The organism is Streptomyces sp. UNOB3_S3 (assembly GCF_020740895.1).
Lineage (GTDB): Bacteria > Actinomycetota > Actinomycetes > Streptomycetales > Streptomycetaceae > Streptomyces.
Genome location: NZ_JAILXP010000073.1, coordinates 1 through 23,134 on the forward strand (window position 1 = coordinate 1; position 23,134 = coordinate 23,134).

Here is a 23,134-nt window from a genome sequence, read left to right on the forward strand (position 1 = left end):
TGTATAAGAGACGGGTGCCAGGCAGGGGGTGGTGGGTGCGCTGGGTGAAGTGGCGGCCGGCCGCGCGTCGGGCTGCCTCAGCGGTGACGGAGTCGAGGGCGCCGCGGATGGGCGCGAAGGTGATCACGATCCATTCGAGGTACTCGCGCGGGGTGAGGAACGAGCGGGCGGGGGTGGGCCAGAAGGTCTCGGGGATGCCGTTGGCGACGAGGTAGGAGTAGCCGGGCTTCTTGTCTTTCCACAGGTGGGGTGCCGCGCCGGCGTCGAGGACCTCGGCGTCGAGGGCGAATCCTGCGTCGCGTTCGTTGCGTACGCCGTAGCACCAGGAGGAGCCGAGGGAGGCGCGGGTGTCGGTGGAGACCTGGTTGCCGGAGGCGCGCTGCATGGAGATGACCAGGGAGATGCCGGCGGAGCGGGCTTCCTGGGCGATGCCGGTGAAGACGTCCTCGTCGATCTCGCGGATCGGTTTTGCGGCTTCCTCGAACCAGCCGATCAGGTAGGGCATGCCCGGTGTGCCGTCGGCCTGGGTCTCGGCGCATTCGGGGACCCACTGCTTGTAGCCGTACTTCGCCAGCCAGGCCGTGCGGGCGGGGATCGCTGCCTTGATGGCGGCGATCATGGCCTCGGTGGACTTCATATCCAGCACGGCCCAGCCGATCGCGGGCAGCAGCGGCCCGAGGGTCTGCTCGCCCTTCACGGGGTCGGAGGCCCATACCTCGACGTCCCGGCGGGAGAGGATCTCGGCCAGGGCGGTCAGCCCGCCCTCGGACTTGCCCGAGCCGGTCATCCCCATGATCAGCAGGTGCATGGCGTTGCGGCCGGCCTCGGGGTCGCCGGGGAAGTACAGGACGGCGGGTGTGCCGTCCTCGTAGATGCCGACGTGGACGGGGTCGGCGATGCTGCCGCCGGGGTGTGAGGGGCCGGGGTAGGGGACGGTGTTCTTCAGCAGGTCGTGCGGGACGACGGTGAGCTGGGCGCGGGAGGCCGAGTCGGGGTCGGGCGTGACGCGGATGGCGTTCTTGGGGACGTCCAGGGCGCTGGCGAGCAGGGGCGCGGCCTTGCTGACGTCGTCGGTGGTCAGCTCGCCGCGCGGGAGTTGCAGGTCGAAGGTGGCCTTGTTCGGGGCGATCTGGCTGCGGGTGATCTGCGTCTTGGCCAGGCCGACCTTCTCCAGCAGCCCGCCGTCGCCGTTCGTGCCGGTGGCGTCGGGGGTGCGGCGCAGGACCTGGCGGATGTTCCAGGACATGGCCAGAGCCGGGGCGCCGATGAAGTACAGGCCGCCCAGTGGTCCGGCGTCGGGTCCGGCGATCGAGGCGGCGGTGAGCCAGCTCGTCCCGGCGGCGACGGTGATCGCGGAGTGCAGGCGGCGTTGGGCGGTGGTGCTCTTGCCCGCCCACCAGGTCACGCCGGTCAGGGCGACCGAGGCCAGGGTCAGGCCGGCGGTGGCGGCGGCGCTGCCGGACCAGAAGTGGTGGGCGGGCAGGGAGGCCAGGCCGGTCCCTGCCCCCACGAGCCACGGGGGCAGGTGCGGCTGGAGGCGGTGGAGCAGGTACTCGCGGACGCTGCCGCTGCCGGTGTCGATGCGCAGGTGCTCGTCGCGGGCCTGCTCGCGGGTGGAGGGGGACACGGCCGAAGGCCTCCTTACGCTTTCGGGTGATGCAGGGATGCGGTTTCGGGGGCTGGCGCCTGGCGGTGGGCGCGGGCTGTGGGGCTTCGGTTGCGTCCGTGTCAGCAGTCCAGGAGGTGGCAGGGGAACGGCTCATGCTCCATGCGGACGCCGGAGGACTTGATCCAGTACCAGTGGAAAGGGAAGGAGCGGGCTCGCGGCTCCAGTTCGGCTCGCAGCGCCATCAAGGCGACGGCGCGGTGATGGCCGTCGGCCACGTACACATCCGGGTACCGGTCGCTGATGCCGAGGATGAGGGGCTCGTGCACCCCGTGCCAGCGGATCGACTCCTTCAGCTCCTGGACCTTCGCCCGGTCCTTGTCGCGTCGGTCGAAGTAGCGAACGGCGTCGTGCCACTTGTCGTACTCGGTCGGCCGGATCTGCCGGTCGTTGAGGAACGACGTCTTCATCTGTCCGCGATACTTCATCGGGCATCTCCTCCGGTTCGGGTACCGGCTCGACGGTCGAGGTGGCCAGCTCCCCGCCCCGGTCTGAACAGGGCGGGCGGGAAGGCGAGATCATCCGTTGAAGTCGAAGCGGCGGCCGGTGGGGCGTTGGCGGCTGCGATAGGGGGCGAGTTCGGGGTCGTACTCGCGCTGGAACGCGGCGTAGGTGGCGGCCATGTTCTTGGCCGTGTCGCGGGCGTCCTCGGCGGCCTTCGTCAGGCGTTTGGCCACGCGGCGGGCCCTGGCCCGGGAGCCGAAGGGGCGGCCTTCGGGATCGGGGACCTCCTTGAGCACGGCCTGGAGGATCTCGGCGGCCATGGCCAGCTCGAAGGACAGCTGCAGGAACAGGCCGCGGCCGTTCTCGCAGTAGTTGCGGATGTCGGCGTTGTTGAAGAACTCGGGGTCGGCGAGCGGGCTGTGGACCCTTGACTGCCGACGGCCGTTACGGCCCCCGCCGGGAGAACCGTTGCCGCCCCGAGGACCGCCCTGGTTGTAGCCGCCGCCGTTGGGGGCCTGGCCGCCGATGTGGAAGTGGTACTGGTGGGTGCGGTTGGTGGTCCGGTTGCGGGCCTTGCCCCCGGACGGGCCCGCGCCGTTGCCGGCGCCGGGGAAGCCGCCGTTGAAGCCTTGGGGGCCGAAGGGGGAGCCATTGGGCGGGGTCGTCATCGGGCGGACTCCTTCTCGACGCCCTCACCGGCGTCGGTCGGCTCGGGCGTGCGGGTGGCGGTGCGCAGACGGCGGCGGGTGACGAGCGCGGTGATGGTCAGCAGCAGCCAGACGAGCGGCAGCGGCTGGGTGAACGGTCCGAAGGCGACGGAGGCGGCGGCCCAGGCACCGGTCACGAGGACGGCGGCGGCGATGCCGTAGCGCCAGGCCTGGACGCGTGGGTCATCGGTCGGCCACTGGCGGTGGGTCCACAGCAGCCAGGCCGGTCCGGCGGCGGCGAGCGTCGCGAGCGCCAGCCACAGGCCGGGGGCGAGGACGTGCGCGATGGCCGTGGCGGGCAGGCAGAGCAGGCATGCGAGGAGCAGCCCGATGCCGCGGCGGCGCTTCCAGGCCGCCCGGCCGAGTGCCATGGCCAGGCGCTGCCGCCAGGTGAGCTGCTCGGGGACGACGATCACCAGCGGGGTCTCATGCCGTCCCCGGCGCTGCGTGGGGATGCGGACGGTCGTGGTGCTCCGGTCGAACCAGGTCATCACCGGTCCCCCTTCCTCGCCGGGGTCGCCGGGCGACCGGTGCCCGGACGTCCGATCCGGCGGCCGTTGACCGTGGCGTAGACGTCCTGGGTCATGGCGGGCTGCCAGCGGTGGCCGAGCCGCTTGGCCCGGTACATTGCCTCGTCCGCGCCGCGCTGCAGCTCCGGCAGGCCGGCGCCCGGCCGGTGGTGGGCGGCGCAGACGCCGATCGACACGCGCGGGTAGAGGACGGCGGCTCCGGTCTCGACCGGTTCGACGAGCCGTGCCCACAGGACGTGGAGCATCTCGACGTGCAGGTCGACGTCCGGGGCGAGCCGGGCGACGGCCGCGAACTCGTCGCCGCCGAGGCGGGTGGCGAAGCCGTGCCACATGGCGGACCAGGAGGCCAGACGCTGCCCGACCGCGGCCAGGACCGCGTCGCCGGCCGCGTGCCCGTACTCGTCGTTGATCGCCTTGAACTCGTCCAGGTCCAGCAGGAGAACGGCGGCGTGCGGGTGCCTGATCGCGCGGAGGGACCGGCGGGTGAACGCGGCCCGACCCATCAGGCCGGTCAGCGGGTCGGTGCGGGCGGTGTGAAGGCGGCGGGCCAGGAACAGGGCGTGGGCGGCCCAGCCCGCCACCGGGGCGGCGATCGGCAGGGCTTGGAGCACGGGGGTCATCGGGCACCCTCCTTCGAGGGGTTCGGAGTGGAGCGGGGAGTCGCCGAGGCGCGGGCGGCGGCTCCCCGGGGAGGTCAAGCGGCTGCCGGTTCGGCCGCGCGGGCCGAGGCGGCTTCGCGTTCCGTCTTGAGGGCGTCGCGCAGGGCCCGGGCCCGGCTCGGGGCGATGCGCAGGGCCTTGCGGATCGCCTCCGCGCTCAGGGCGTCGTCCGGCCAGTCGACGGTCAACGTGCGCGCCTGATCGAGAAGCTCGTCCTCGGAGCGCGAGGGCTGGGGTCGACGGTCCGTTCGGGGCAGGCGGCGGTTCGATCGGCGCTGTGTCCGCACGACGAGGGGTCGACTCGATCGCGGCCCGGCGGGGTCGAGGGCCGTACGCGGCGATCGGTCGGCCGGGGAGTCGATCGGTGCCGGGGTCGATCCGGGCTGGTCAGGCGTCGATTCGCGGGTGATCGTCAGGGAGGTCTGTGGCTGGTTGCCGGTCGGAGCGGGGCAGGTGGGGCCCAGCACCGGAATGGGCTGCCAATCGGTGGCCCACAGCCAGGCGGTGGCGCGCTGCGCTCCCGTGTCGGCGGCGTCCTCGATGACGTGTCCGAGTCGGCTCTCGGCGGACAGCCGGTTGCGCAGCAGATCGGGGGTCAATCCGGGGGCGGTGCCGTGGTGGATTCGCCAGGCGGTGGAGAAGGCGTCCTCCGCCGGGAGTGTGCCGTAGGGGGCGGCGGTCATCAGCCGGTCGGCGGTCCGGCACACCGTGCTGTGGTGCCGTCGGCGCCGACGAGCGTGCCGGATCCGTTCGCGCTCTTCGCGGACGGGGGCGTGCGCGCCGTGCAGGTGCAGCTCCCACATCGCCACGGCGAACAGCGAAGCCAGCCCGAGGACGATGCCGAGCCACAGCCCGTAATCGCGGCTCCCGTGCCAGAAGTTGACCGCTGCGGCCACGGTCGCGCAGCACCAGGTGGCCATGCGGTACCGGCCGGTGGGACGTCCCTGCCGGGCAGCCTTGGCCGCGCCGAACGTGGCCGCCCACGCCCCGCCTTCGAGCATCAACGCCAGCAGCGCGGAGAGCACCATGGCGAGCCCGGCGGAGAACAGGGCGATCACCTGGTACACGACGGCCGGGACGATGGCGCAGGCCATGACGACCCCGGTGCAGACCAGTGCACCGTTGTCGACCGCCCAGGCCCGGCATTCGCGGCGACGGGCGCGGCGCTCGGCCTTGTCCTGCCGCCTCTCGGTGCCGGCCGCGGCCCGATCGGCGCGGTCCTGCTCCCGTTCCAGCCTCCGGGCTTCCCGCCGCTCGGCCGCGCGCTCCGATCGGTCGGCGCGGTCCTGCTCGCGGTCGGTCAGCCGGTCCCGGCGGCGCTGTTCGTGCCAGAAGAGAAGGTTCTCGTTCATGCCGCGGCTCCCGTCGGCTGGTCACCGGGGACGGCGATGCGGGTCATGTCGGCGTAGCGGGCGGCCTCGGGGCCGGTGAGATGGCCGTGCTCGTCGATGGCCTCGGCCAGGCGCAGGACGCGATCCCATAAGTGGGCCAGGGCGGCGTCTGCGGCGCGGTGGACCACGGCGAAGTCCAGGCCACCGGCAGGGGTGTAGCCGAAGCCGAGTTCTGCGCGCCGGCATTCCTTGAGGCATTCGGCTACCAGGTTCCGGTCGTGCGCCGAGAGGCGTTCGATCACCCATGCGCGTTCCGGTGTCCACAGCCCTTGCTCGCGCATCCACCGGTCCTGGGCACGCTCCCCGGCGGCACACATCGCGATGTAGTGCTCGTACGGGACGGAGAACCTGCCGCTGGCCTTCACCCAGGCGGCGCCCCCTTCTCCCGGGGTCTTGCCGAGATCGTCGCAGATGTGGATCTCGCCCAGGGGCATGCCAGAGGCGAAGTACAGCATGGCGTGGCCTGCCTCGTGGACCGCGATGCTCCTGCGCAGCACCGGGTCGGGGAAGCCGAGGACCTGGTACGCGGTGCCCGAACTGCTGGGCTCGGCGTAGCGCGTGTAGACGGGTTTGTCGGAGTTGAGGTGCCAGGTGGTCACCGGCTGCCCTTGATCACGGCGGGCGGCGGGCAGGGCGTGGCGCATCGCTGGCCTCCTTCCAAGGAGGTCGTTAAGGGGGGAGGGGGTCCCGCCCGGTGCGGACCTAGGGGTCTGCGCGGACGCACCGGGCGGGCAGTGGCCGTGGGCTACCGGTCGCGCTCGTGCTCGTGGCGGGAGATGACCAGGGAGATCAGCCCAGGGTCGGTCGCGAAGCCGACGTAGGAGCCGGCGGTGTCCCACACATGCCAGCGGACGGTCAGCAGGCCCGGGGTGATCGCGCCGACGGCCAGGTAGCGGCCGGAGCGGAACACCGGGTCGATGACGGTGACCAGGGAGGGAAGCGGTTCAGGCATGCCCCTCACTCCCCACCGAAGGAGTACGGCGGCCGGCACAACTCCTCGCAGGTGTCGGCGCGCCGCAGGTCGTCGAGGACGAAGGCCAGGTCGTACTCGCTGTCGATCCACGTCTCGACGTAGTCGCCGCACGGGCACGGGTGCAGCAGGAGCAGGAAGCCCCGCAGTCCGTCCGGGCGGTCGCCGTCGTACTCCGTGCCGTGGATCAGGAAGGCCTCGGCGCCCAGGTAGGCCGTGGCCATGGGCTGGCGGCTCTCGCCTCCGCTCGGGTAGCCCTGCCAGGCCCCGGCCGGCAGGGCCTTGGCGAGGGTGTGGGGGAAGTGGAGAGCGACGAAGTCTGAGGCCTGTTCCACGGCGGCCTGGCGCTCGATGGCTTCGCTCTCCCGGCGCTCACGATCCCAGGCGGCCTCGACCTCGCGGCGGTAGTCGGAGGCCAGCGAGAGCAGGGTGAGCAGGAGGTCGTCACCGTTCCCGGCGAGGCTGAGGTCGGCCATCTCAGGCCTCCTTCGGGCGGTCGGTGATCGCCTCGTGCCAGTCGGCGAGTTCGGTGCCGGCGGAGCCCGGTTCGTACGTCATCGGCTTGTGCAGGCCGAGGAAGCCGGGGGCCGTGACGATCACGGAGCCACGAACAGGGATGCCTGAACCGCGGAACCGGAAGGAGACCGGCTCATCAACCGCTCCCCACCGCCGCACGAGCGCGGGGCTGAGCAGCGCGGGAGCAGCTACCTCGGGCTGGTCGAGGGCTTCGCGGGCCACCTTGCGCCAGTCAGGGAAGAGCGGGTCAGTGCAGTCGACGACCGCTTCCTCCCGGTGCTCGGTCGTGAGCCGCAGTCCCGTCGCCTCTTCTGTCCACCGCCAGCCGAGCGTGACGCTGCTGTAGTAGCCGGTGCGATCCAGGAACCGCTCCAGTTCGCAGGCCTCGGGGCGTTCGATGAAGGCCGTCCACGGATCACCAGTGCCCGAGACCGTGGCCCGGCCGACGGCCATCGTGTACCGGTCGGTGGCCACCACGTACAGGGCCGTGCCGTCGAAGTCGAGGAAGAGCCCGCCCAAGAAGCCGGACTCCTCCATGTGCGGCAGGGCGCGGGTCACCGCCTGGCGCAGGCCGGTGACGACGGTGCTGTTCGAGTCGGTCATCGCTCAGGTCCCTTCCGGCGGACTGACGGGGGCGGTGTGGGGCACGTACGGCCAGGCGGGCTCGACGTACGCGGTCGGGTCGCTGCGGCGGAGGTAGCTCTGAAGGCCGGTGGCCTGCTCGGCGGCCCGCTGGACCTGCAGCTGGTGGAGGGCGCGCGGGTCCATGGCGCCGAGGTGGGCGTAGTGGTGGCCGAAGCGCCAGGCCAGCCGGGCGGCTGCGAACGCGTCGGTGGCCGCCGCGTGCGGCCCGTCGTGCCGCACCTTCCAGTGCGCACACAGGGCGGGGAGCTTGCGCGAGCCGCGCCGGTAGGGCTGGACCTGCTTGTCGATGATCAGCGGGTCTATGACCGGCGAGAGCTCGTTCTGCAGGAGCCGGTCCACCAGCGGGACGAGGTCGTGCCGGCGGGACTCGCGGTCCAGGATCGTCAGGTCGAAGCGGGCGTTGAAGATGACCAGCGGGTGCCCGGTGGTCAGCAGCGACGCCAGCAGGGCCGTCATCTCCTCGATCGCCGTCGTGGGCGGCATTCCCTCGGCGCGGGCGCGCTCGGTGGTGATGCCGTGTACGGCGGTCGCCTCCGCCGGGATCTCGATCCCAGGGTCGATGAGCCAGCTGGTGACCTTCGGCTCCTGACCGCCGCCGACCTCGACGACCGAGGCGGACACGATGCGGTCGGAATCCCACGCGGTGCCGGTCGTCTCGGTATCGAAGGCGACCAAGCGGCCGTCCGGCCAAGGGGTGGCGTTCACCGTGCCACCCCCTTCGCGAGGACCGGCGGGCAGGTGTGGGTACGGGCGGCGCGTCGGCCGGCGTCCTGGTTGCGGTAGGTGCGGCTCCAGCCGCAGACACGGCAACGGGTTCGGGCGCTCACGCGAGCCGCCTCCCCACCACGCGGGCGTTGCCGTCGGCGGCGAGGGCATCCAGGGCCAGGGTGGTCAGCTGGGGCGCGAACTCCGGGAGTTCGCCCAGCTCGTCGAGGGTGTCGATGAGCACGGACAGCGGCTGCTCGTCGCCGTCCCAGTGCGCCACCACCGCCGCACGGGCGGCGGCCAGCAGCTCGCCGTGATCCCGCTGCAGCGCGGTCAGGCGGCGGCGCGAGGCGTCGGACGTGGACATGGGGACTCAACCTCCAGGAAGTCTCGATGGCGCTGCCGGGCCCGCGCGGGCGGCACGAACCAGCGGTCCGGGCATGGCCCGGCAGCACAGGGAAGGGAGAGAAGAAGGAGCGGATCAGCGGCAGCGCGTGGGCGGCAGTTCCTGCGGTGGCCTGCTGAGGATCGAGCGCAGGACGACGGCCACCACGGCCAGGGACAGGGCGGCCACGGCCACCGACGCCGCCACTACGGCGACGGACAGCAGCAGAGCCACCAGGACGACGCCGACCACCAGCACACCGCCGGCGCCCACGGCCACGGCCGCGCCGGGCGACAGCCGAGCCGCCTCTCGCCGACGAGCCGTGCCGCCGTCGCAGCTGCAGACCGCGCAGTGGTGCCCGGTCGCGGCCGGCAGGCTGTGGGCCGGGGCGGGGAAGAGCTGGTTGCCGTACGCGTCGAAGACGACCGAGGGCGCCGTGGCCTCGTCCTGCGGCGGCACCTGGGGCCGGAAGGGGTCGATCATGCCGCCTCCTCCTCGCCGCGCTGCAGGTCCCGGCGCTCGCGCGCCGTCAGACCGCCGAAAACGCCGTACTGCTCCCCGTTCTCCAGCGCCTGCTGAAGGCAGGCGGCGATCACGGGGCAGCGCTCGCACATCTTCTTGGCGAGGGCGACGGAGGCTGCGGACTCCTCGAAGAACAGGTCCGGGTCCGCGCCGCACACCGCCCGATCCAGCACGGCCAGGTCGAGGCCGAGCGCCGCCGGGCCGCCGGGGCGGCGCAGGGACGGGGGCTTCCAGGGCAGCTTGGCGATCTGCAGGTGCGGCCGAGACGAGCCGCCGATCGCACGAACCGGGGTCGGCCTCACCGCCGCGCCCCCGCCCGCTCGATCTGGGTCGTCGGGGAGAATTCGCACCCGCACGACCCGCACAGCTCCCGCGCGGCCGTGCGGCACCGCGAGACCCGCACGGAACGGGCGCACCGGGGGCACGACGCCGTCCGGCAGGACGGGCGCTCGTCGTAGCCGGGCAAGGCCGCCATCACGCCACCACCGTGTCGACCCGCGCCGGGTCGGTGGCCACGGAGGTAGCGGCGAAGACGGTCACGTCCAGACCCTGGGCCCGTCCTCGGGTCTCGAAGTGCCACCCGCCGTCGGACATCGGCTTGAGCTGGGTTTCCGCACCGATCGCCTTGGCCAGGCGCGCCACGGAGGGGAACAGGGCCTCGGAGGGCAAGAAGGCGAACTGCACCATGACGCTGTCGACGTGGATCGTCAGCGACGGCGCGGGCAGACCGGGGAACTTCTGCAGGAAGCCCGCCACCTTCATCACGGTCGCCGAGAGCTCGTCAGCCGACGGAATCGGGACGGACCCGCGCCGGGGCAGGGGCGTACGCTGGTTGAGCATCAGTGCTCCTTTGGACAGGACTGATGTGGGAGCCCCGCTGTGGGGACCGGACGGTGTGAGCGCACCTCCGGAACCGACGCACGGTGGGGCTTTCGCATGCCTCCCAGCAAGCAAGACATGTACTACCTGTATCTCAATGTGGCGTGAGAACGAGGCGGCCGTCAAGCCCTCTTCGAGCGTCGGTTTCGCAGGAGTTGAGCTCTGCGTGTGGAAGAGCTTCGCCGAGGGAGCCGCGACAAGTTACCGATCTGGTAGACGACTTGAAGGACATCTCAGTACCGTTCAAGTCGTCCCAGGACGTCCCCCGAAGAGGGAGTGCGGCATGGCGAACGAACGCCTCCGCAGCGCGATCGTTGCTCGCGGCATGACAGTCGATCAGGTGGCCGAACGGATCGGCGTCGACCCCAAGACGGTCGATCGGTGGATCAACAACGACGCCCGGAAGCCGTACCGGCGCTCGCAGTACGCCCTGGCGAACCTGCTCGGGCGCGAGATCTCGTACCTGTGGCCGGAGGAACGTACGGCCAGCGATGTGCGGGAGGCAGGCCAGGCCGAGCTCATCAGGCTCTACCCCCATCGGGCGGTCGTGCCGAAGGAGCTCTGGCCGGCCCTCTACGCCAAGGCGAACCGGTCATTCGACGTCCTGGTCTACTCCGGCTTCTGGCTGAGCGAGGACCCGACGTTCTTCCGCGTCGTGCGGGAGAAGTCCGCGGATGGCGTGCCGGTTCGCTTCATGCTCGGTGACCCGGAGAGTCATGCCGTCGCCCAGCGAGGCGACGACGAGGGGATCGGCGCTGGCATGGCTGGCAAGGTCCGCAATGCGCTGGTGAATTACACCCCGCTGTTCGGTTTACCGAAGGTGGAGTTCCGGCTCCACGACACGACGCTGTACAACTCGCTCTACCGAGCCGACGACGAGCTCCTGGCCAACGGCCACATCTACGGTGTCGGCGCTTACCTGGCTCCGGTGCTGCATCTGACCCGAGTCCCAGGTGGGGAGCTGTTCGACTCGTACGCTGAGAGCATCGAACGCGTTTGGCAGGGCGCGCGAGTGATCACCTCGCCGCATGACCTTGGAGGTACGGGATGAGCCGAATCGACTACTTCCAAGATCCGGCGGCTCCGGCGGCGAATTCCGTCGTCCCTTCCGTCACTGCCGTGGTTCGTAACGAGGACGGCGCCGTCCTGCTCATCCACAAGACCGACAACGATCTATGGGCGCTTCCGGGCGGCGGCCATGAGATCGGCGAGTCGATCGGCGGCACGGTCGTGCGCGAGGTGGAAGAGGAGACCGGCATCCGCGTCGAGATTCTGGACGTGAGCGGGCTGTACACCGACCCCGCGCATGTCATGGCGTACGACGACGGCGAGGTTCGCCAGCAGTTCTCGATCTGCTTCCGGGCCCGGCCGATCGGCGGCGAACTGCGCACGAGTAGCGAGTCGAAGGAAGTCCGCTGGGTCTTGCCGGCGAACCTGGACGGCTTGGACATCCACCCGTCGATGCGCTTGCGCATCGAGCACGGGCTGGACGATCGACGCGCACAGCCCTACATCGGCTGATCTGCGCCGACCGTCGCCGCCAGACGGCGTTGAACACGATCGGACGCTGCCTGAATCTCGGGCTCGGCACGCCGAATGAAGCGGCCGACAACGCTGTCGGGGCCGTAGCGGCCGACGATCTCGGCGACGCGATCAGTCGGGTTCGTAGGTGCGCCATCCGGTGTGGTGGTCATGTCGCAGAACAGCAGGGCGTCCACGAGGTGTGGTTCCTCAAGCTCGAACTCGGCTGCCAGCTCGTCCCGGAGCCCACGTTCGTCCGCTTCCAGCAGAGCACAGGAGTGATGGGCCACAAGCCGCACGATGCGCTCGTCGGCATGTTCCACGCTGCGCAGGAACCTGGCGCCGTCGAGTGGGTGGAAGCCCGTGTCGACCAGCCGCGGCGAATACCCGATGTCATGGAGGACAGCCGCCGCCTCAAGCAACCGGGCGTCGTCCCCCAGGATGGGCGCGATGCTCCTGGCCCGTTCCTGCACGCCGCAGGAGTGCACCCAGCGACGGGGCAAGGGCTCCGCCAAGAGCGAGTCGGCCAAGTCGTGCGCCCAGACGATGAGATCCATGGAGACGAAGCCTACGAGCCTTCGGGAGCCGGCGGCAGGGCCTTGACGAGCCGTCCCTTCCCATGGACCGCTTCGAGCATCCCTTCGCCTTCGAGCTGCGCGAGTGCCCTTCGTACGGATGTCCGCGAGGTCTGGAAGCGCTCGCAGAGGCTGGCTTCGGAACAGAAGGTGCTGCCAACTTCAAAGCCGCCCTCAGCAAGGGCAGCGCGAATCCTGTCGACGAGCGGTGGCGTAGCCCTGCCTTCGCGCAGCTGCCAGCCGACGCCGGGACGGGACTCGATCAGGCCCTCGGCAGCGAGCGTCTGGAGTGCCCGGCGGACGGTGGTGCGCGCTACACCAAACTCGTCCATCAGCGCAGCTTCCGACGGGATGCTGCGCTGCTCAGCCTCGGCGCCAAGGCGTTGCCGAAGGGCAGAAGCAATTCGCAGGTAGGTGCCGCGTGGGCTGAGTCTGGTCACTGGTCGTCTCCTGCACGCCGAGTCGCCAACAGGTGCAGCAGGGCGACGAGCGTGCCCGAGCCCATCAGCTCGTCGCGCGCCATGAGCTGAGGGACGACAGAGAGCGGGACCCACGCGACGTGACCGCTCTCCTCGGCGTCGGTCGGTTCGCCAACGAGCCGGGCACCATGGCCGACGAAAATCTCGTGAGGCGAGTCCACCATGCCGACCACGGGCTGGTAGGTGACGAGGTGGTTCAGACCCGCCGGCCTCCAGCCCGTCTCCTCCTCGACCTCTCGGAGCGCCGCATCGAGGGCTCCTTCTCCTTCGTCGACGATTCCGCCGGGGAGCTCCCAGCCCCACTTATCCGGTACGAAGCGGTAGCGCCAGAGCATCAGCACGCGGTCCTGGCCGTCGAGAACGGTGGCGATGGCGACGCGCTGGAGCCGCACCACGTGGTGCTCGAAGCGCTCGACCCCGGGCGGCTCGACGTCGACCAGGTCCAGCTTCACCCAGCGATTGTCGTAGACCGTCCGCCCGCCGTGGATCTGCCATGGCTCCAGCTCTCCCGGCGAGCTGATGCTCACGTTGGCGGGGGCACTGGCGGGCGTCAGTACGACGTACGAGCTGCGCTCCCGCACCTGCACGATTCCCTCGGCCACGAGCCGCGCGAGCACCTGCCGCAAAGCCGTCCGGCCGATCTCCAGCTGCTCCGACATCACGCGCTCGGACGGCAGCTTGTCGCCGGGCGCCAGTTTCCCTGCCGCGATCCACTCCCGGATTGTCCTGTCGACTCGCGCCGTCTTCGGTCCCATCCGCTGAGCGCACCCCCGGTCCGGTTGCCGATGCCACCTCTCAACGTTGAGGGGTGGTCCAAGGCTAGATGGCGGCGAGCTTACGGGGCACGCGCTCGCGCGCTGCCCACTGGATGGAGCGCCCGAAGGAACTGTTCGGGTCGTACCGGCCGACGGCCTTGGCGATACAGCCGCAGGCCTCGCGGGCTCCCGCCAACGCAGTACAGCAGAGCGGTGATCGACGGTGAGCTGCGGACGAACAGGCCCACCGAGGTGCCATGAAGCCTCGCCGGACAAGCTCCGGTAGCCGTTGCTACGTGGCGGGAGGGGCTTGTTTCAGCCCAGAAGTAGAACCCCAGCCCCATGGATATGGGTTGTCATTGGCTCGATCCGGGCTGTTCGGCGCCGTTCCTCTTCTGAGGCGGGAAAAGCAGACATGGAGCCTTTGTGGCTACTTGTCCGCATCGGCGTCCTATTTGTGTCAAAGATGCTGGATTTAGTGCAAGTCTGTCACGTGCATGTTGATATGTTGCACTTCGAATTGCTCCGAATCCTCGCGAAACAAACCTTTATGGCGAACGGTCTGGCCATGTTCTTTCTCGCCTGTATATCCCCGGACCTCCTGTGAAACGATCTTTCTCGGGCGGGCCGAGCTGAATTCGGGTCGGCTTTTGCCCTGTGAATGCGTACAGATGGAACTGGGAGGGGTTATGAACACCACTACTTTCGGTGGGAGAGTCATGAAGCGTATTTCCATGGGGGGTGTCGCCGTCATTACTGCGGGCGCAATCCTGACGGTCACTGGCCCGGCGGCGTCTGCCGCGCCAGCTCACACTTCGCGTAGCGCTCAGGCCGCCGCTGCGGTCTCGGCGCAGCTCGGAACTCCTGTTGACGAGGCGCTGGTCCAGCAGATCGTTGACGGCATCAAGGCTGCTCGCGCATCGCTCGCGGCGGGCGAGAGCAAGGTCGTCTACAACAACGGCGCGTACGGCGTTTCCCTGGCCAAGGACAGCGCGGGCAAGGAGACGCTGCGCGTCGTCCAGACCAGCAAGGACAGCCAGGCGCCCGCCGGCTTCTGTCACAGCGCTGCCATGGCCGCGGTGTACGGCATTGGAGCGGCGGCCTTCGCTGCCGCTGCGGCGACCGGCGGGATCGAGGTCCTCGGCATCATGATCTCGGCGAACGCGGCGCGGGCCATGTCCACCGCACTGTCCGCCGGTTCCGGGGTCTCTGCCCTGGTTTCGCAGTACATCTGCTGATCGAGCATCTACCCGAACGGAAATAATGCGCGCCCTAGTCACCGTCCTCGCGATTCTGGCGATCCTGGTGCCCGTGGCCGGAATATTACTCAGGAAGTCGAAGGGTGACCTTCCGAAGTGGTATTTCTGGCTATTGGCCGCGGTCGCCCTGGCCCTGGTCGTTTCTGTGAGCTACACGCAGTTGATTTGAGGAGAATCCATGCGGAACGGTAAGTCCTTAGGGGTACTGGGGGCCGTCTGGCTGGCCGCTGTTTCGACGGTCGCGCTGCCGGGTGTCGCGCTCTGTGGCGGTTCTGCCGCCGGCGACGTCCTGGCGTCCAGTGCGCCGTTCCTGGCCTCGATGGCCGTCATGACGGCCATGACCAGCAAGCGTAGGTCGGAGGCTGCAGTGACCAGTGCTTCCCTGGGAACTGCTCGCGCGTAGTTTCCTGGCTGGGACGGCTGGGTCTGTGGCGCGCCCACAGACCCAGCCGTTTTTCCGTGTGGGCGCCGCGTGCCGGAGTGCTGTGGGCCACTGGCGGGCCAGGCGGGGAGCAAGAATGGCCGATGCTGGCGTCACCGCAGGTCAGCGATGCGCCAGCCGTGCAGCAGCGACCCTCTTGAAAACCGTCGTGGCAGCGATGTCACCGTGGGTTCAAATCCCACAGTCTCCGCCAGACGCGCGTTAGCGCGGGTCAGAAGGGGTGCCCCGGATCGGGGCGCCCCTTTCTCGTTGGGGCTGTCTCACCTGGCGTGCCCTCCGGTGGTTCACTGCACAGGAGTTCGTGCAGCGGCAGCTTTGCTGCCCAGTGCCGGTCCAGGCGGGAGCAGGCCCGGAATCAGAGCTGCGGGCGAGCACGGATCTATGGCCCGATGACCACATCGTCGGGACTCATGCCGTCGGCGATGACCGCGGGACGCAAGGCTGTAGCCGGATCGGCGAACGCCCCAGCGGCGAGGCGCGGGGAGCGCTATGCAGGGAATCTGGGATATTCCCTCTGAATCGGGAACATGTCCTCGTAGGGGTGTGGGCGACCTTCTTGGCGGGCGTGGCGGTGATCGACCACTGAGGCCCCCGGGCCCCGGGCCGGGTGGCGCGCTGGGGTCGAGGTTGCCAGAATCGAGGGTAAGGAGCGCTGAATAGCTGGAGGAATTGCCATGGCTGAGAACCCGACCAGCATGCAGGAAATCCTGAAGGGCGCACATTTCCCTGCCCGGGGCAAGGATCTCGCCCGGGTCGCCGAGGATAATCATGCCTCGAACGACGTGGTCAGACGCCTGCAGGAACACTCCAAGGACACTTACAGGACCCCCACCGATGTCGAGCGGGAGGTCTTCGGAAAGGGCTGAGCCCGACGGACCGCTTGCGCTCGCCGCTTTCCCTTGGGGGCGCTACCGCCGATTCCGACAACTATCTTTTGCGGTGGTGCGGCTGCTCTGAAAGTCCACCGGATGGCTTCCAAAGTGACTGCGGAGTGGAAAATGCTGGCGATGCAGGGCGAAAGGAAACGCTGCGTGTCGTCCAGACCCAATTTGGCTGGCCGCTGTTTCGACGGTCGCGCTGCCGGGTGTCGCGCTCTGTGGCGGTTCTGCCGCCGGTGACGTCCTGGCGTCCAGTGCGCCGTTTCTGGCTTCGATGGCCGTCATGACGGCCATGACCGGTAAGCGCAGGGCGAAGGCTGCGGTGGCCGGAGCCTCGCTGGGGGCTGCTCGCGCGTAGTTTGCTCGCTGGGGCGCCCGGAACCATCCGGGCGCTCCTTCCCGTTTCTGGTGGCAGTGTGCCGCGCCGGCTCAGGTGGCGGAGCGGATTGTCGCCTTGGCCCGTTCGTAGGCCGGGATCACGACCTTGGAGTCGTCGCTCTCCGCGCCCTCGACGTGGAGGACGGTGGAGCCCTTGGAGGTCTTCACCGCGAGGCCGCGCCGGGTCTGTGGCTCGTCCAGGAGGATGTCCCGCTGGGTGTAGACGACCTCCACGGCGGGCAGGTCGCCGAGTTTGGTCTCGGTGTACTGGGGTTCGCTGACGCGCTTCTCCTCGGCGACGAACTTCTCCAGTACTTGGCGGGGCGACTTGCCGGGCTCTTGGGTGGTGTACACCCGGATGAAGCCGATCACGCCGGTACGGCGTGCGGAGAGTTCGCAGGCGGCCTTGAATGACCGGTGGCCGGACCACTTGTTGAGGAACTCGTTGTCCTCGTCCGTGAATCCGGTGAGCTTCCACTCCTTCGGTGCCTCGAACGAGATGGGAAGCGCGCAGGCGGTCCCCGCGTCCCCGATCCTGCCGCCCTTCAGGCCCCCGCCGGCCTTGGTGGTCTTTTTCGCTGTCGGCGCAGTGGGATTGGTGGGCTCAGTGGGCTTGGTGCTCTCCTTCACCGCACCGGTCGCGGTTGCGGCCTCAGTGGACGAGCAGCCGGTGAGGGCACCGGCGGCGAGCAGGGCGGACACCGTGCTCGAAGCGATCTTGCGCATCAAAGTTCCCCGATGAATCAGACAAGCCGCGCAAAGCTATCTCTGTGCGAGCGATCCGCTCAAATCGTTTTGGCGGGCGGCCGGTCCGGCCCCCTCGGGAGTTGTCCGGTAAATCGGTGAGTCTGGCGTGATCAACAGACGTAGCATGATCAGAGCTTTTTATCCGTTCCTCACGTCAACCAGAGGTGTGTACATGAAGTTGGCTCGTGCGTCGGTTCTCGTCGCGGCCGTGGCGATCGCTCCGGCCGTGCTGCTGTCCTCCCCGGCGGTGGCCGCCGGTGGTGGGCAGCCCGCCGCTGTGGCGGTTGCGGACAAGGCCGGTGACGCGAAGCCCGGTGGGACCTCGAAGGAGGCCGACGAGCGGGACGAGAAGAACCGGATCGCCATCTTCAAGATCCTGGGCGACAAGAACACGGGTCCCGGCGTCCGCGAGGCCGCGGGGAAGGCGCTCAGCGGTACGCCCGAGGACCGGGTGCGGTTCCTCGAGGTCGGGCAGCACCAGGAGCGGCTGACCGACGACGAGGTGCGGATCTCCCAGATCATCAACTCCGGCGGGCCCAGCGTGAAGGAGCTGGGTAAGGACGCCCTGCGGGCAGGCACCGCCGAGGCCGTCAAGCACTTCTTCGACGAGCTGCCCGCCGCCCGCCGGACCGATGACCGGATCAAGGTCACCCAGATCGGCGGCGCCGGCGGTCCCGCCGTTCACAAGGCGGCCTACGAGGCGCTGCGGGACAACTCCGATGAGGCCATCAAGCGCTTCCTCGAGGTCGGCCAGTTCGAGGCCCGGAAGAAGGACGAAGCCGCCAAGGGCAAGGGCGAGGGCAAGGACGCGGGCAAGGACACGGGCAAGGACGCGTCCGGCACCGGCCACGAGGACGGCAAGGGCGCCAAGGACGACAAGGGCGCCAAGCCTTCCGCCTCCGCCGGCCAGGCCAAGCAGGGCGGCGGCGGTGCCGAGGCCGGCGCCAAGCCGTCCGCGTCCGCCTCCGCGTCGGCCTCCGCGTCGGCTCAGGGCTCCGGGGCGTCCGCCAAGGACAGCGGTGGCTCCGAACTGGCCTTCACCGGTGCCGGTTCCGGCACCCCGTGGGTCGTCGGCGGCACCGTCGTCGCCCTCGGCGCGGGCGCGGGCCTGGTCTTCGCGGCTCGTCGCCGCGGCGCCGCCCGCCGCTGACGCTCGTACGACCGGTACGTCATATACGACCGGTACGTCATAAGCGCAGGCGCGGACATGCGAGAGGGGCACCCCCGGCCCGGGGTGCCCCTCTCGCGCGTCTGTGTAGTGGCCAGGTAATGCCTGTGCAATGGGTGTGCAAAAACTCACGGCTCATGACGGGAACGCCCGGGTCCCCACCCGCATCCCACAGGGCACATCCATTCGCCATGTGCCCTGTGCTGCTCGTCGGGCAGCCGACCCGAGCGGAGCGACGCCATGACGCATTCCCCTTCCGGTATTCACGCGCCCCCGAGCGCCGTGCCACCGCCGCCGCGGCGACGTTCCTCGCGCGGCAAGCGGTGGGCTCTCGTGGTGGCCTGTCTGGTCGTGCTCGGGCTGATCGCCTGGCCCGTGATGGTCCACTACGAGATACCCCCCTTCACGGACAAGGGCGCCCCCGTCAGCTACGGCAAGATCGAACAGCCGGAGAAGGGGTCGGGCAAGGGGAAGGGCGGGGGCGCCCCCGCCACGCCGGTGGACTCCAAGGTGCTGATGCCGACCGGTCCGGCCGCCGACTTCAAGAACGCGCGGACCCTGGACGACGGCACCCACGTCAGCCTCGTCACCCTGGAGGGCAAGAAGTCCGGCTTCAAGGGCAAGGTGTGGGTCTGGGCGCCCAAGGAGTACACGGACGACCCGAAGTACGCGAAGAGCGGCTTTCCTGTGATGATCGCCCTGCCCGGCGGCCCGGGCTACGGCACCAACTACTGGTGGGCGGGCTTCAACTTCCAGGAGAACATGGCCAAGTGGTACAAGGAGGGCAAGGTCAAGCCGTTCCTGCTGGCCATGCCGGTGCTGAACCCCGGCCCGGACGACAAGGGCATCTACTGGGACGGCAGTGACATCCCGGGCCAGCCGAAGATGGGCACCTGGCTGACCGAGGACGTCCCGGACCTGATGCGCGCCAACTTCCGTACCCTCAAGTCGCGCGACGGCTGGGCGTTCATGGGCTCCTCCACCGGTGGTTTCGCCGGTCTGAAGGCCGTGCTGAAGCACCCGGACAAGTTCAAGGCCGTCATAGCCAACGGCCCGGACGTCGTGCCCGACTCGCCGCTGTGGAACGGCCACGAGACGGAGAAGGCCGAGAACAACCCCGAGGTGCTGGCCAAGCGCCTGATCGACACCAAGGGGCCGGACGTCTACCTCTCCTTCCAGGTCGGCACGCGGGAGAGCAACAAGCACACGCTGCCCGACGTCCGGAAGTTCATCGAGACCTACGGCAAGGGCCCCGTCCACACCAACCTCAAGGTGATCGAGGGCGGCCGGCACGACGGGGCCACGTACGCCCCCAACCTCGGCGACGGCCCGCTCCAGTGGATCAGCGAGCAGATCGAGGGGCCGACACCCTCGTCCTGACAGCAGGCGGGGGACACACGGGGGATATGCGGGGACGGGCCGGCGCCCGTCCCCGCACCCGTCCCCGCACCCGTCTCAGCGCGCGCCCGGGCCGAAGATGATCGCGTCGACGATCGCCTCCGCCATCGCCCGCTCACCGTTCGCGTTCGGGTGGAAGGCCGCGGCGGGCCGGCTCGCACGGGGGTAGAGGCCCTCGACGTACCGCTCCTCGAACGGCTGGCACGCGTCGTGGTCGGCCGTCGTGACGTTGGTGTTGACGTAGAGGTCGCCCCGGCCGGTGGCCTCCTTGCGGAGCATGGCGTTGAGCCGGCGCAGCGTGCCGCGCAGGTACGGGATGTCGCCGTCGGCGATGCGCACCGACTTCCGGCAGCCCTCGATGTCGTCGCCGAGCAGCGCCGGGTAGCCGACGACGGCCACGCGCGCGTGCGGCGCGCGTTCGTGGACGGCCTTGAGGACGGCGGCGACCTTGGGGGCCGTCTCGTTGACGCGCTTGTCGAGCTCGTCGACACCGTTCCGGGTGAAGTAGCGCTGGCAGGGGTTGTCGCGCGGGATGCTCTCCACGGAGCCCAGCGGGTGGATGCAGCGGCCGATGATCTCGCCGAACCCGATGTCGTTGCCGCCGATGCCGATGGTGACCAGGGAGGTGTCCGGGCCGATGGAGTTCAGCTGCGGGTCGTTGCCGGTGGCGGCCTGCCGGTTCCACATGTGGTCGGTCGTGGCGCCGCCGCAGCTGGCGTCCGTGAAGCTGGAGCGGTCCGATATGCCCAGCTCCTCGCGGACGATCGAGGGGTAGTTGGCGTCGGATCGGCCGCACCGGGTGTTCACCTGGCGCGGGATGGCCGGGCCGGACGTGAAGGAGTCGCCGAGGGCGACGTAGCGCGGGACGCGCGGGCGCGGTTCCGCCGCCGTGGCGGGTGTCGCGGCGGTGCCTGCCGCGACCGCCGCCGCGGCGCCCAGCGCGGTCAGGGCCAGACGGAGTCTGCTGCGGGCCATGGGAGCCTCCTACGGGCGTACGGGCCTTGGGGGTATGGGCTTTGCGCGTACGACGGGTGTGTACGGCCGGTGTGTACGACTGGGGGGCGGCGCCAGCCTCGGGGGCGGCGAGCGGGGCCGTCAATGGACCGGCCGGTATGGCGGACACCTCTGACCGGATACCGGAGATCCGGCGTCCGGTCCGGCGGGCTTGACGGACGTGCGGCAGCGGCTGTCATGACGCCTTCCGCCGTACCACCGGCGTGAGCAGCGTCAGGTGCGTACCGGGCCGTGAGGGCCGTGCGGGCCGTCCGGAGGGGTGGGTGGCGGTGGTGTGGTGGGCCGTGGTGGTTGTTCCGGCGGGCCGCCAGTGGTCGCCGCACCGTTTCGCCGCGTACATGGCTTCGTCGGCGGCGCGCAGCAGGTCCGACAGCCCGGCGCCGGGGCGGTGGCCGGGGCGGCACAGCCCGATGGAGGCGCGCGGCGCCAGCGTCACCCGGCCCGTGTCGAGCGGGGCCGAGAGCCGCGCGGAGAGACAGGTCATCTCCGCGTCCGCGTCGGCCTCCGGCGCGAGCCGCACCAGCGCGGTGAACTCGTCGCCGCCCAGCCGCGCGGCGAAGCCGCCGCGCTCCCGGCACCAGACGGCGAGCCGCCGTCCGACGGCCGCGATGACCTGGTCCCCGGCCTCGTGCCCGTGGGTGTCGTTGATCTGTTTGAAGCCGTTGAGGTCGAGCAGCAGCACGGCCGTGTGCGGATGCCGGAAGGCCCGCGTGGCGCGGGCGGTGAACTCCTCGCGGCGCATCAGGCCGGTGAGCCGGTCGGTACGGGCGGTGCGGAGCCGGCGGGAGAGGAAGAGCGCGTGGGCGGCCCACCCGGCGGTCGGGACGGCGACGGGCAGGGCCTGGAGTATGAGGTTCATCGTGCACCTTCCTGTGGGACGGGCTGATCTGCGGGAGCTGTTCCGATGTGCGCGACGCTCGGTTCTGCTGCGGCTGTTGAGAAATTCGTGAGTTCTGCGCTCTGTGTGGTTCTTGCGTCCTGTGTGCGGCACGTGCTTTACGAGTGCTTTGAGCCGTAAGGGAATTCACGAGGCGAACCGGCCGGGTCGTCATGCAGGACGTCCCCGTTCCCGGCGGACCGGACCGGAGCGGAACCGACACCGCCGGGCCGACGGAACCCCGATGGGCTTCACCCGGTGAAGACGCCTGTCACTGTGTCGACTTATGGGCAATTCGGGGGAGATTCACGGCGGCTTGACGAAACGGTTCACCACATGGGGCGTATGGGACCCAAGAGGGTCGAGAGGGCGTGGATGCGATGCTTTTCGCAGTGGTGGGGGTTTAACTCGGTCTCGTCATGCTTGCGAGGGAATGCGGACAGACTGGGGGTTCGGTGGAGATTCGGTGGGCAATTCTGGCGGTGCGACGTCGAACAAGCGCCGAGGCGGTCGGCCAACCTCCCGGCAACAACGAGTAGTTCTGTTCCTTCAGGAGGAATCGAAATGGCAAGCACCCGCACTGCCGCCCGCATCTTCGCCGCCCTCACGGCCCTGCCGATGGCGGCCCTCCTCTTCGCCGGCGTGGCCACGGCCGACGACGGCGGCCAGCTCGCCAACCGGGGTTCCAACGTCGCTGCCGCAGGCATCGTGGGGAGTGGCGTCGGGGGAAGCAATCACGGCAACAGCACCACGACCCTGTCGCAGGCCACCGGAAGCGGGGCCACGAATCAGACCAACACGGCGAGTATCCTCAGTCCCGGACAGCACGGGCACAACTTCGTCCAGCAGGAGAACGTGAGGATCACCTTCACGGAGCTGTGGCGCCACTGAGCGCGCGCCTCCCACCCGGGTGACACGGGTGATGTGGTGAGAAGTGGACTGGGTCTGTACGACACCGCGCGGCGGCACTCCGGTGCCGCCGCGCGGCTTTTCCGTATGCCTTGACACCATCGCAGAGCTGACGGACAGTCAGAAGCTATGACCGTGGCCGACCTGTCCGCGCAGCTCACGGCGTACGAGGGGCGTCCCGCCGTCCTGGGAGGGCGAGGCAGGGATCCCGTCGACGCCGCGATGATCAGGCACTGGTGCGAGGCCATGGGGCTACCGGAGCCGGTCGCCTCCGGTACGGGTGCTGGTGCTGGTGCTGGTGCTGGTGCTGGTGCTGGTGCCGGTGCAGGAGTCGGCGTCGGCGGCGAGGAAGAGGCGCCGCCCGCCATGCTCCAGGTCTGGATCATGGGCGGGCTCTCCGGCACCGTCGGCCGTACCGAGGCGTACGAGGAGCTCGGCGCCCTGCTCGACCGCGCCGGCTGCACCGCCGTCGTCGCGACCGACTGCGAGCAGGAGTATCTGCGGCCGCTCCGGACCGGCGACGAGATCACCTTCGACGCGGTGATCGAATCGGTCTCCCCACGTAAGACCACGGCGCTCGGCACCGGTCACTTCATCACCACGCGCACCGAGATCCGCGCCAACGGCGAGCTCGCCGGAATCCACCGTTTCCGCATCCTGCGATACGCGCCCGCCCCGGCCCCTGCCGTCTCAGCCGCCCCCACCAGGCCCACCC

At 69.8% G+C, this 23,134-nt stretch carries 31 protein-coding genes; 8 read left to right on the forward strand and 23 right to left on the reverse strand.

Annotated elements, in window-relative coordinates:
* The 16 genes from K6I33_RS10955 to K6I33_RS11025 form a co-directional block, all read right to left on the reverse strand.
* On the reverse strand, window positions 1–1,627 hold a 1,627-nt coding region (locus K6I33_RS10955), incomplete at its 3' end, for a sporulation protein SsgA (protein WP_229350396.1).
* Between the two features lie 101 nt (window positions 1,628–1,728).
* Entirely contained in the window at window positions 1,729–2,094 is a 366-nt protein-coding gene (locus K6I33_RS10960) for a ParB N-terminal domain-containing protein (RefSeq protein ID WP_229350398.1), read from the reverse strand.
* A gap of 90 nt (window positions 2,095–2,184) precedes the next feature.
* Window positions 2,185–2,778, reverse strand: a complete 594-nt coding sequence (gene traA / locus K6I33_RS10965) for a plasmid transfer protein TraA (RefSeq protein WP_229350400.1) — start codon at window positions 2,776–2,778, stop codon at window positions 2,185–2,187.
* Window positions 2,775–3,308: a hypothetical protein gene (locus K6I33_RS10970; RefSeq protein ID WP_229350402.1), complete on the reverse strand. Its 534-nt coding sequence runs from the start codon at window positions 3,306–3,308 to the stop codon at window positions 2,775–2,777. The genes traA and K6I33_RS10970 overlap by 4 nt, the downstream gene beginning before the upstream one ends.
* Complete coding sequence (locus K6I33_RS10975; RefSeq protein WP_229350404.1) at window positions 3,308–3,967, reverse strand: GGDEF domain-containing protein; 660 nt, start codon at window positions 3,965–3,967, stop codon at window positions 3,308–3,310. The genes K6I33_RS10970 and K6I33_RS10975 overlap by 1 nt, the downstream gene beginning before the upstream one ends.
* A gap of 74 nt (window positions 3,968–4,041) precedes the next feature.
* Window positions 4,042–5,358: a DUF2637 domain-containing protein gene (locus K6I33_RS10980; RefSeq protein ID WP_229350406.1), complete on the reverse strand. Its 1,317-nt coding sequence runs from the start codon at window positions 5,356–5,358 to the stop codon at window positions 4,042–4,044.
* On the reverse strand, window positions 5,355–6,041 hold the full coding sequence (locus K6I33_RS10985) for a hypothetical protein (RefSeq protein WP_229350409.1): 687 nt from the start codon (window positions 6,039–6,041) through the stop codon (window positions 5,355–5,357). The genes K6I33_RS10980 and K6I33_RS10985 overlap by 4 nt, the downstream gene beginning before the upstream one ends.
* A gap of 101 nt (window positions 6,042–6,142) precedes the next feature.
* Entirely contained in the window at window positions 6,143–6,349 is a 207-nt protein-coding gene (locus K6I33_RS10990) for a hypothetical protein (protein ID WP_229350411.1), read from the reverse strand.
* Between the two features lie 5 nt (window positions 6,350–6,354).
* Entirely contained in the window at window positions 6,355–6,843 is a 489-nt protein-coding gene (locus tag K6I33_RS10995; protein ID WP_229350413.1) for a hypothetical protein, read from the reverse strand.
* A gap of 1 nt (window position 6,844) precedes the next feature.
* Window positions 6,845–7,486 (reverse strand): hypothetical protein, encoded by a 642-nt coding sequence (locus K6I33_RS11000; protein WP_229350415.1) that lies wholly within the window; start codon window positions 7,484–7,486, stop codon window positions 6,845–6,847.
* A gap of 3 nt (window positions 7,487–7,489) precedes the next feature.
* Entirely contained in the window at window positions 7,490–8,233 is a 744-nt protein-coding gene (locus K6I33_RS11005) for an exonuclease domain-containing protein (RefSeq protein ID WP_229350417.1), read from the reverse strand.
* Window positions 8,230–8,355, reverse strand: a complete 126-nt coding sequence (locus K6I33_RS36010) for a hypothetical protein (protein WP_275126680.1) — start codon at window positions 8,353–8,355, stop codon at window positions 8,230–8,232. Before K6I33_RS36010 ends, K6I33_RS11005 begins: the two co-directional genes overlap by 4 nt.
* Window positions 8,352–8,600, reverse strand: coding sequence for a hypothetical protein (locus tag K6I33_RS11010; RefSeq protein ID WP_229350419.1), 249 nt, complete (start codon window positions 8,598–8,600; stop codon window positions 8,352–8,354). The genes K6I33_RS36010 and K6I33_RS11010 overlap by 4 nt, the downstream gene beginning before the upstream one ends.
* A 114-nt stretch (window positions 8,601–8,714) precedes the next feature.
* A complete protein-coding gene (locus K6I33_RS11015; RefSeq protein ID WP_229350421.1) occupies window positions 8,715–9,101 on the reverse strand; it encodes a SpdD protein in 387 nt (128 codons plus the stop codon).
* Window positions 9,098–9,442, reverse strand: coding sequence for a WhiB family transcriptional regulator (locus K6I33_RS36015; protein WP_308297111.1), 345 nt, complete (start codon window positions 9,440–9,442; stop codon window positions 9,098–9,100). Before K6I33_RS36015 ends, K6I33_RS11015 begins: the two co-directional genes overlap by 4 nt.
* Before the next feature lie 172 nt (window positions 9,443–9,614).
* Window positions 9,615–9,980, reverse strand: coding sequence for a hypothetical protein (locus K6I33_RS11025; RefSeq protein ID WP_229350423.1), 366 nt, complete (start codon window positions 9,978–9,980; stop codon window positions 9,615–9,617).
* Between the two features lie 322 nt (window positions 9,981–10,302).
* On the opposite strand from K6I33_RS11025, the gene K6I33_RS11030 reads away from it, so the two are divergent.
* Window positions 10,303–11,070: a helix-turn-helix domain-containing protein gene (locus K6I33_RS11030; RefSeq protein WP_229350425.1), complete on the forward strand. Its 768-nt coding sequence runs from the start codon at window positions 10,303–10,305 to the stop codon at window positions 11,068–11,070.
* Complete coding sequence (locus K6I33_RS11035; protein WP_229350427.1) at window positions 11,067–11,540, forward strand: NUDIX hydrolase; 474 nt, start codon at window positions 11,067–11,069, stop codon at window positions 11,538–11,540. The genes K6I33_RS11030 and K6I33_RS11035 overlap by 4 nt, the downstream gene beginning before the upstream one ends.
* On the opposite strand, the gene K6I33_RS11040 is transcribed toward K6I33_RS11035, so the two are convergent.
* The 4 genes from K6I33_RS11040 to K6I33_RS36020 all read right to left on the reverse strand — a co-directional run bounded on the left by K6I33_RS11040 (window position 11,528) and on the right by K6I33_RS36020 (window position 13,545).
* Entirely contained in the window at window positions 11,528–12,097 is a 570-nt protein-coding gene (locus K6I33_RS11040; RefSeq protein WP_229350429.1) for an HD domain-containing protein, read from the reverse strand. The two genes, K6I33_RS11035 and K6I33_RS11040, sit on opposite strands and share 13 nt — an antisense overlap.
* 11 nt (window positions 12,098–12,108) lie before the next feature.
* Entirely contained in the window at window positions 12,109–12,555 is a 447-nt protein-coding gene (locus K6I33_RS11045) for a GntR family transcriptional regulator (RefSeq protein WP_229350431.1), read from the reverse strand.
* Window positions 12,552–13,349 (reverse strand): NUDIX domain-containing protein, encoded by a 798-nt coding sequence (locus tag K6I33_RS11050; RefSeq protein WP_229350433.1) that lies wholly within the window; start codon window positions 13,347–13,349, stop codon window positions 12,552–12,554. The genes K6I33_RS11045 and K6I33_RS11050 overlap by 4 nt, the downstream gene beginning before the upstream one ends.
* Before the next feature lie 64 nt (window positions 13,350–13,413).
* Window positions 13,414–13,545, reverse strand: coding sequence for a hypothetical protein (locus K6I33_RS36020; RefSeq protein ID WP_275126681.1), 132 nt, complete (start codon window positions 13,543–13,545; stop codon window positions 13,414–13,416).
* A gap of 523 nt (window positions 13,546–14,068) precedes the next feature.
* Between K6I33_RS36020 and K6I33_RS11055 the strand changes: the two genes are divergently transcribed.
* Both K6I33_RS11055 and K6I33_RS11060 read left to right on the forward strand, forming a co-directional pair.
* The gene (locus K6I33_RS11055; RefSeq protein WP_229350435.1) at window positions 14,069–14,587 is read left to right on the forward strand and encodes a hypothetical protein; all 519 of its coding nucleotides are present in this window, start codon (window positions 14,069–14,071) and stop codon (window positions 14,585–14,587) included.
* 1,137 nt (window positions 14,588–15,724) lie between these two features.
* Window positions 15,725–15,916, forward strand: a complete 192-nt coding sequence (locus K6I33_RS11060) for a DUF2795 domain-containing protein (RefSeq protein ID WP_229350436.1) — start codon at window positions 15,725–15,727, stop codon at window positions 15,914–15,916.
* Between the two features lie 441 nt (window positions 15,917–16,357).
* Here the strand turns inward: K6I33_RS11060 and K6I33_RS11065 are convergent, their stop codons facing one another.
* Window positions 16,358–17,032, reverse strand: a complete 675-nt coding sequence (locus K6I33_RS11065; protein WP_229350439.1) for a lipoprotein — start codon at window positions 17,030–17,032, stop codon at window positions 16,358–16,360.
* A gap of 193 nt (window positions 17,033–17,225) precedes the next feature.
* Here K6I33_RS11065 and K6I33_RS11070 point away from each other — a divergent pair, with 193 nt between their 5' ends.
* Entirely contained in the window at window positions 17,226–18,203 is a 978-nt protein-coding gene (locus K6I33_RS11070) for an ALF repeat-containing protein (protein WP_229350441.1), read from the forward strand.
* Window positions 18,204–18,554: 351 nt separating this feature from the next.
* On the forward strand, window positions 18,555–19,601 hold the full coding sequence (locus K6I33_RS11075) for an esterase family protein (protein WP_229350443.1): 1,047 nt from the start codon (window positions 18,555–18,557) through the stop codon (window positions 19,599–19,601).
* Between the two features lie 75 nt (window positions 19,602–19,676).
* Here K6I33_RS11075 and K6I33_RS11080 read toward each other — a convergent pair whose 3' ends face one another.
* Window positions 19,677–20,594: an SGNH/GDSL hydrolase family protein gene (locus K6I33_RS11080; RefSeq protein WP_229350445.1), complete on the reverse strand. Its 918-nt coding sequence runs from the start codon at window positions 20,592–20,594 to the stop codon at window positions 19,677–19,679.
* Between the two features lie 214 nt (window positions 20,595–20,808).
* Window positions 20,809–21,492: a GGDEF domain-containing protein gene (locus K6I33_RS11085; protein WP_229350447.1), complete on the reverse strand. Its 684-nt coding sequence runs from the start codon at window positions 21,490–21,492 to the stop codon at window positions 20,809–20,811.
* 582 nt (window positions 21,493–22,074) lie between these two features.
* On the opposite strand from K6I33_RS11085, the gene K6I33_RS11090 reads away from it, so the two are divergent.
* Both K6I33_RS11090 and K6I33_RS11095 read left to right on the forward strand, forming a co-directional pair.
* The gene (locus K6I33_RS11090) at window positions 22,075–22,401 is read left to right on the forward strand and encodes a hypothetical protein (protein ID WP_229350449.1); all 327 of its coding nucleotides are present in this window, start codon (window positions 22,075–22,077) and stop codon (window positions 22,399–22,401) included.
* A 147-nt stretch (window positions 22,402–22,548) separates the two neighbouring features.
* On the forward strand, window positions 22,549–23,134 hold a 586-nt coding region (locus K6I33_RS11095; protein ID WP_229350451.1), incomplete at its 3' end, for a MaoC family dehydratase N-terminal domain-containing protein.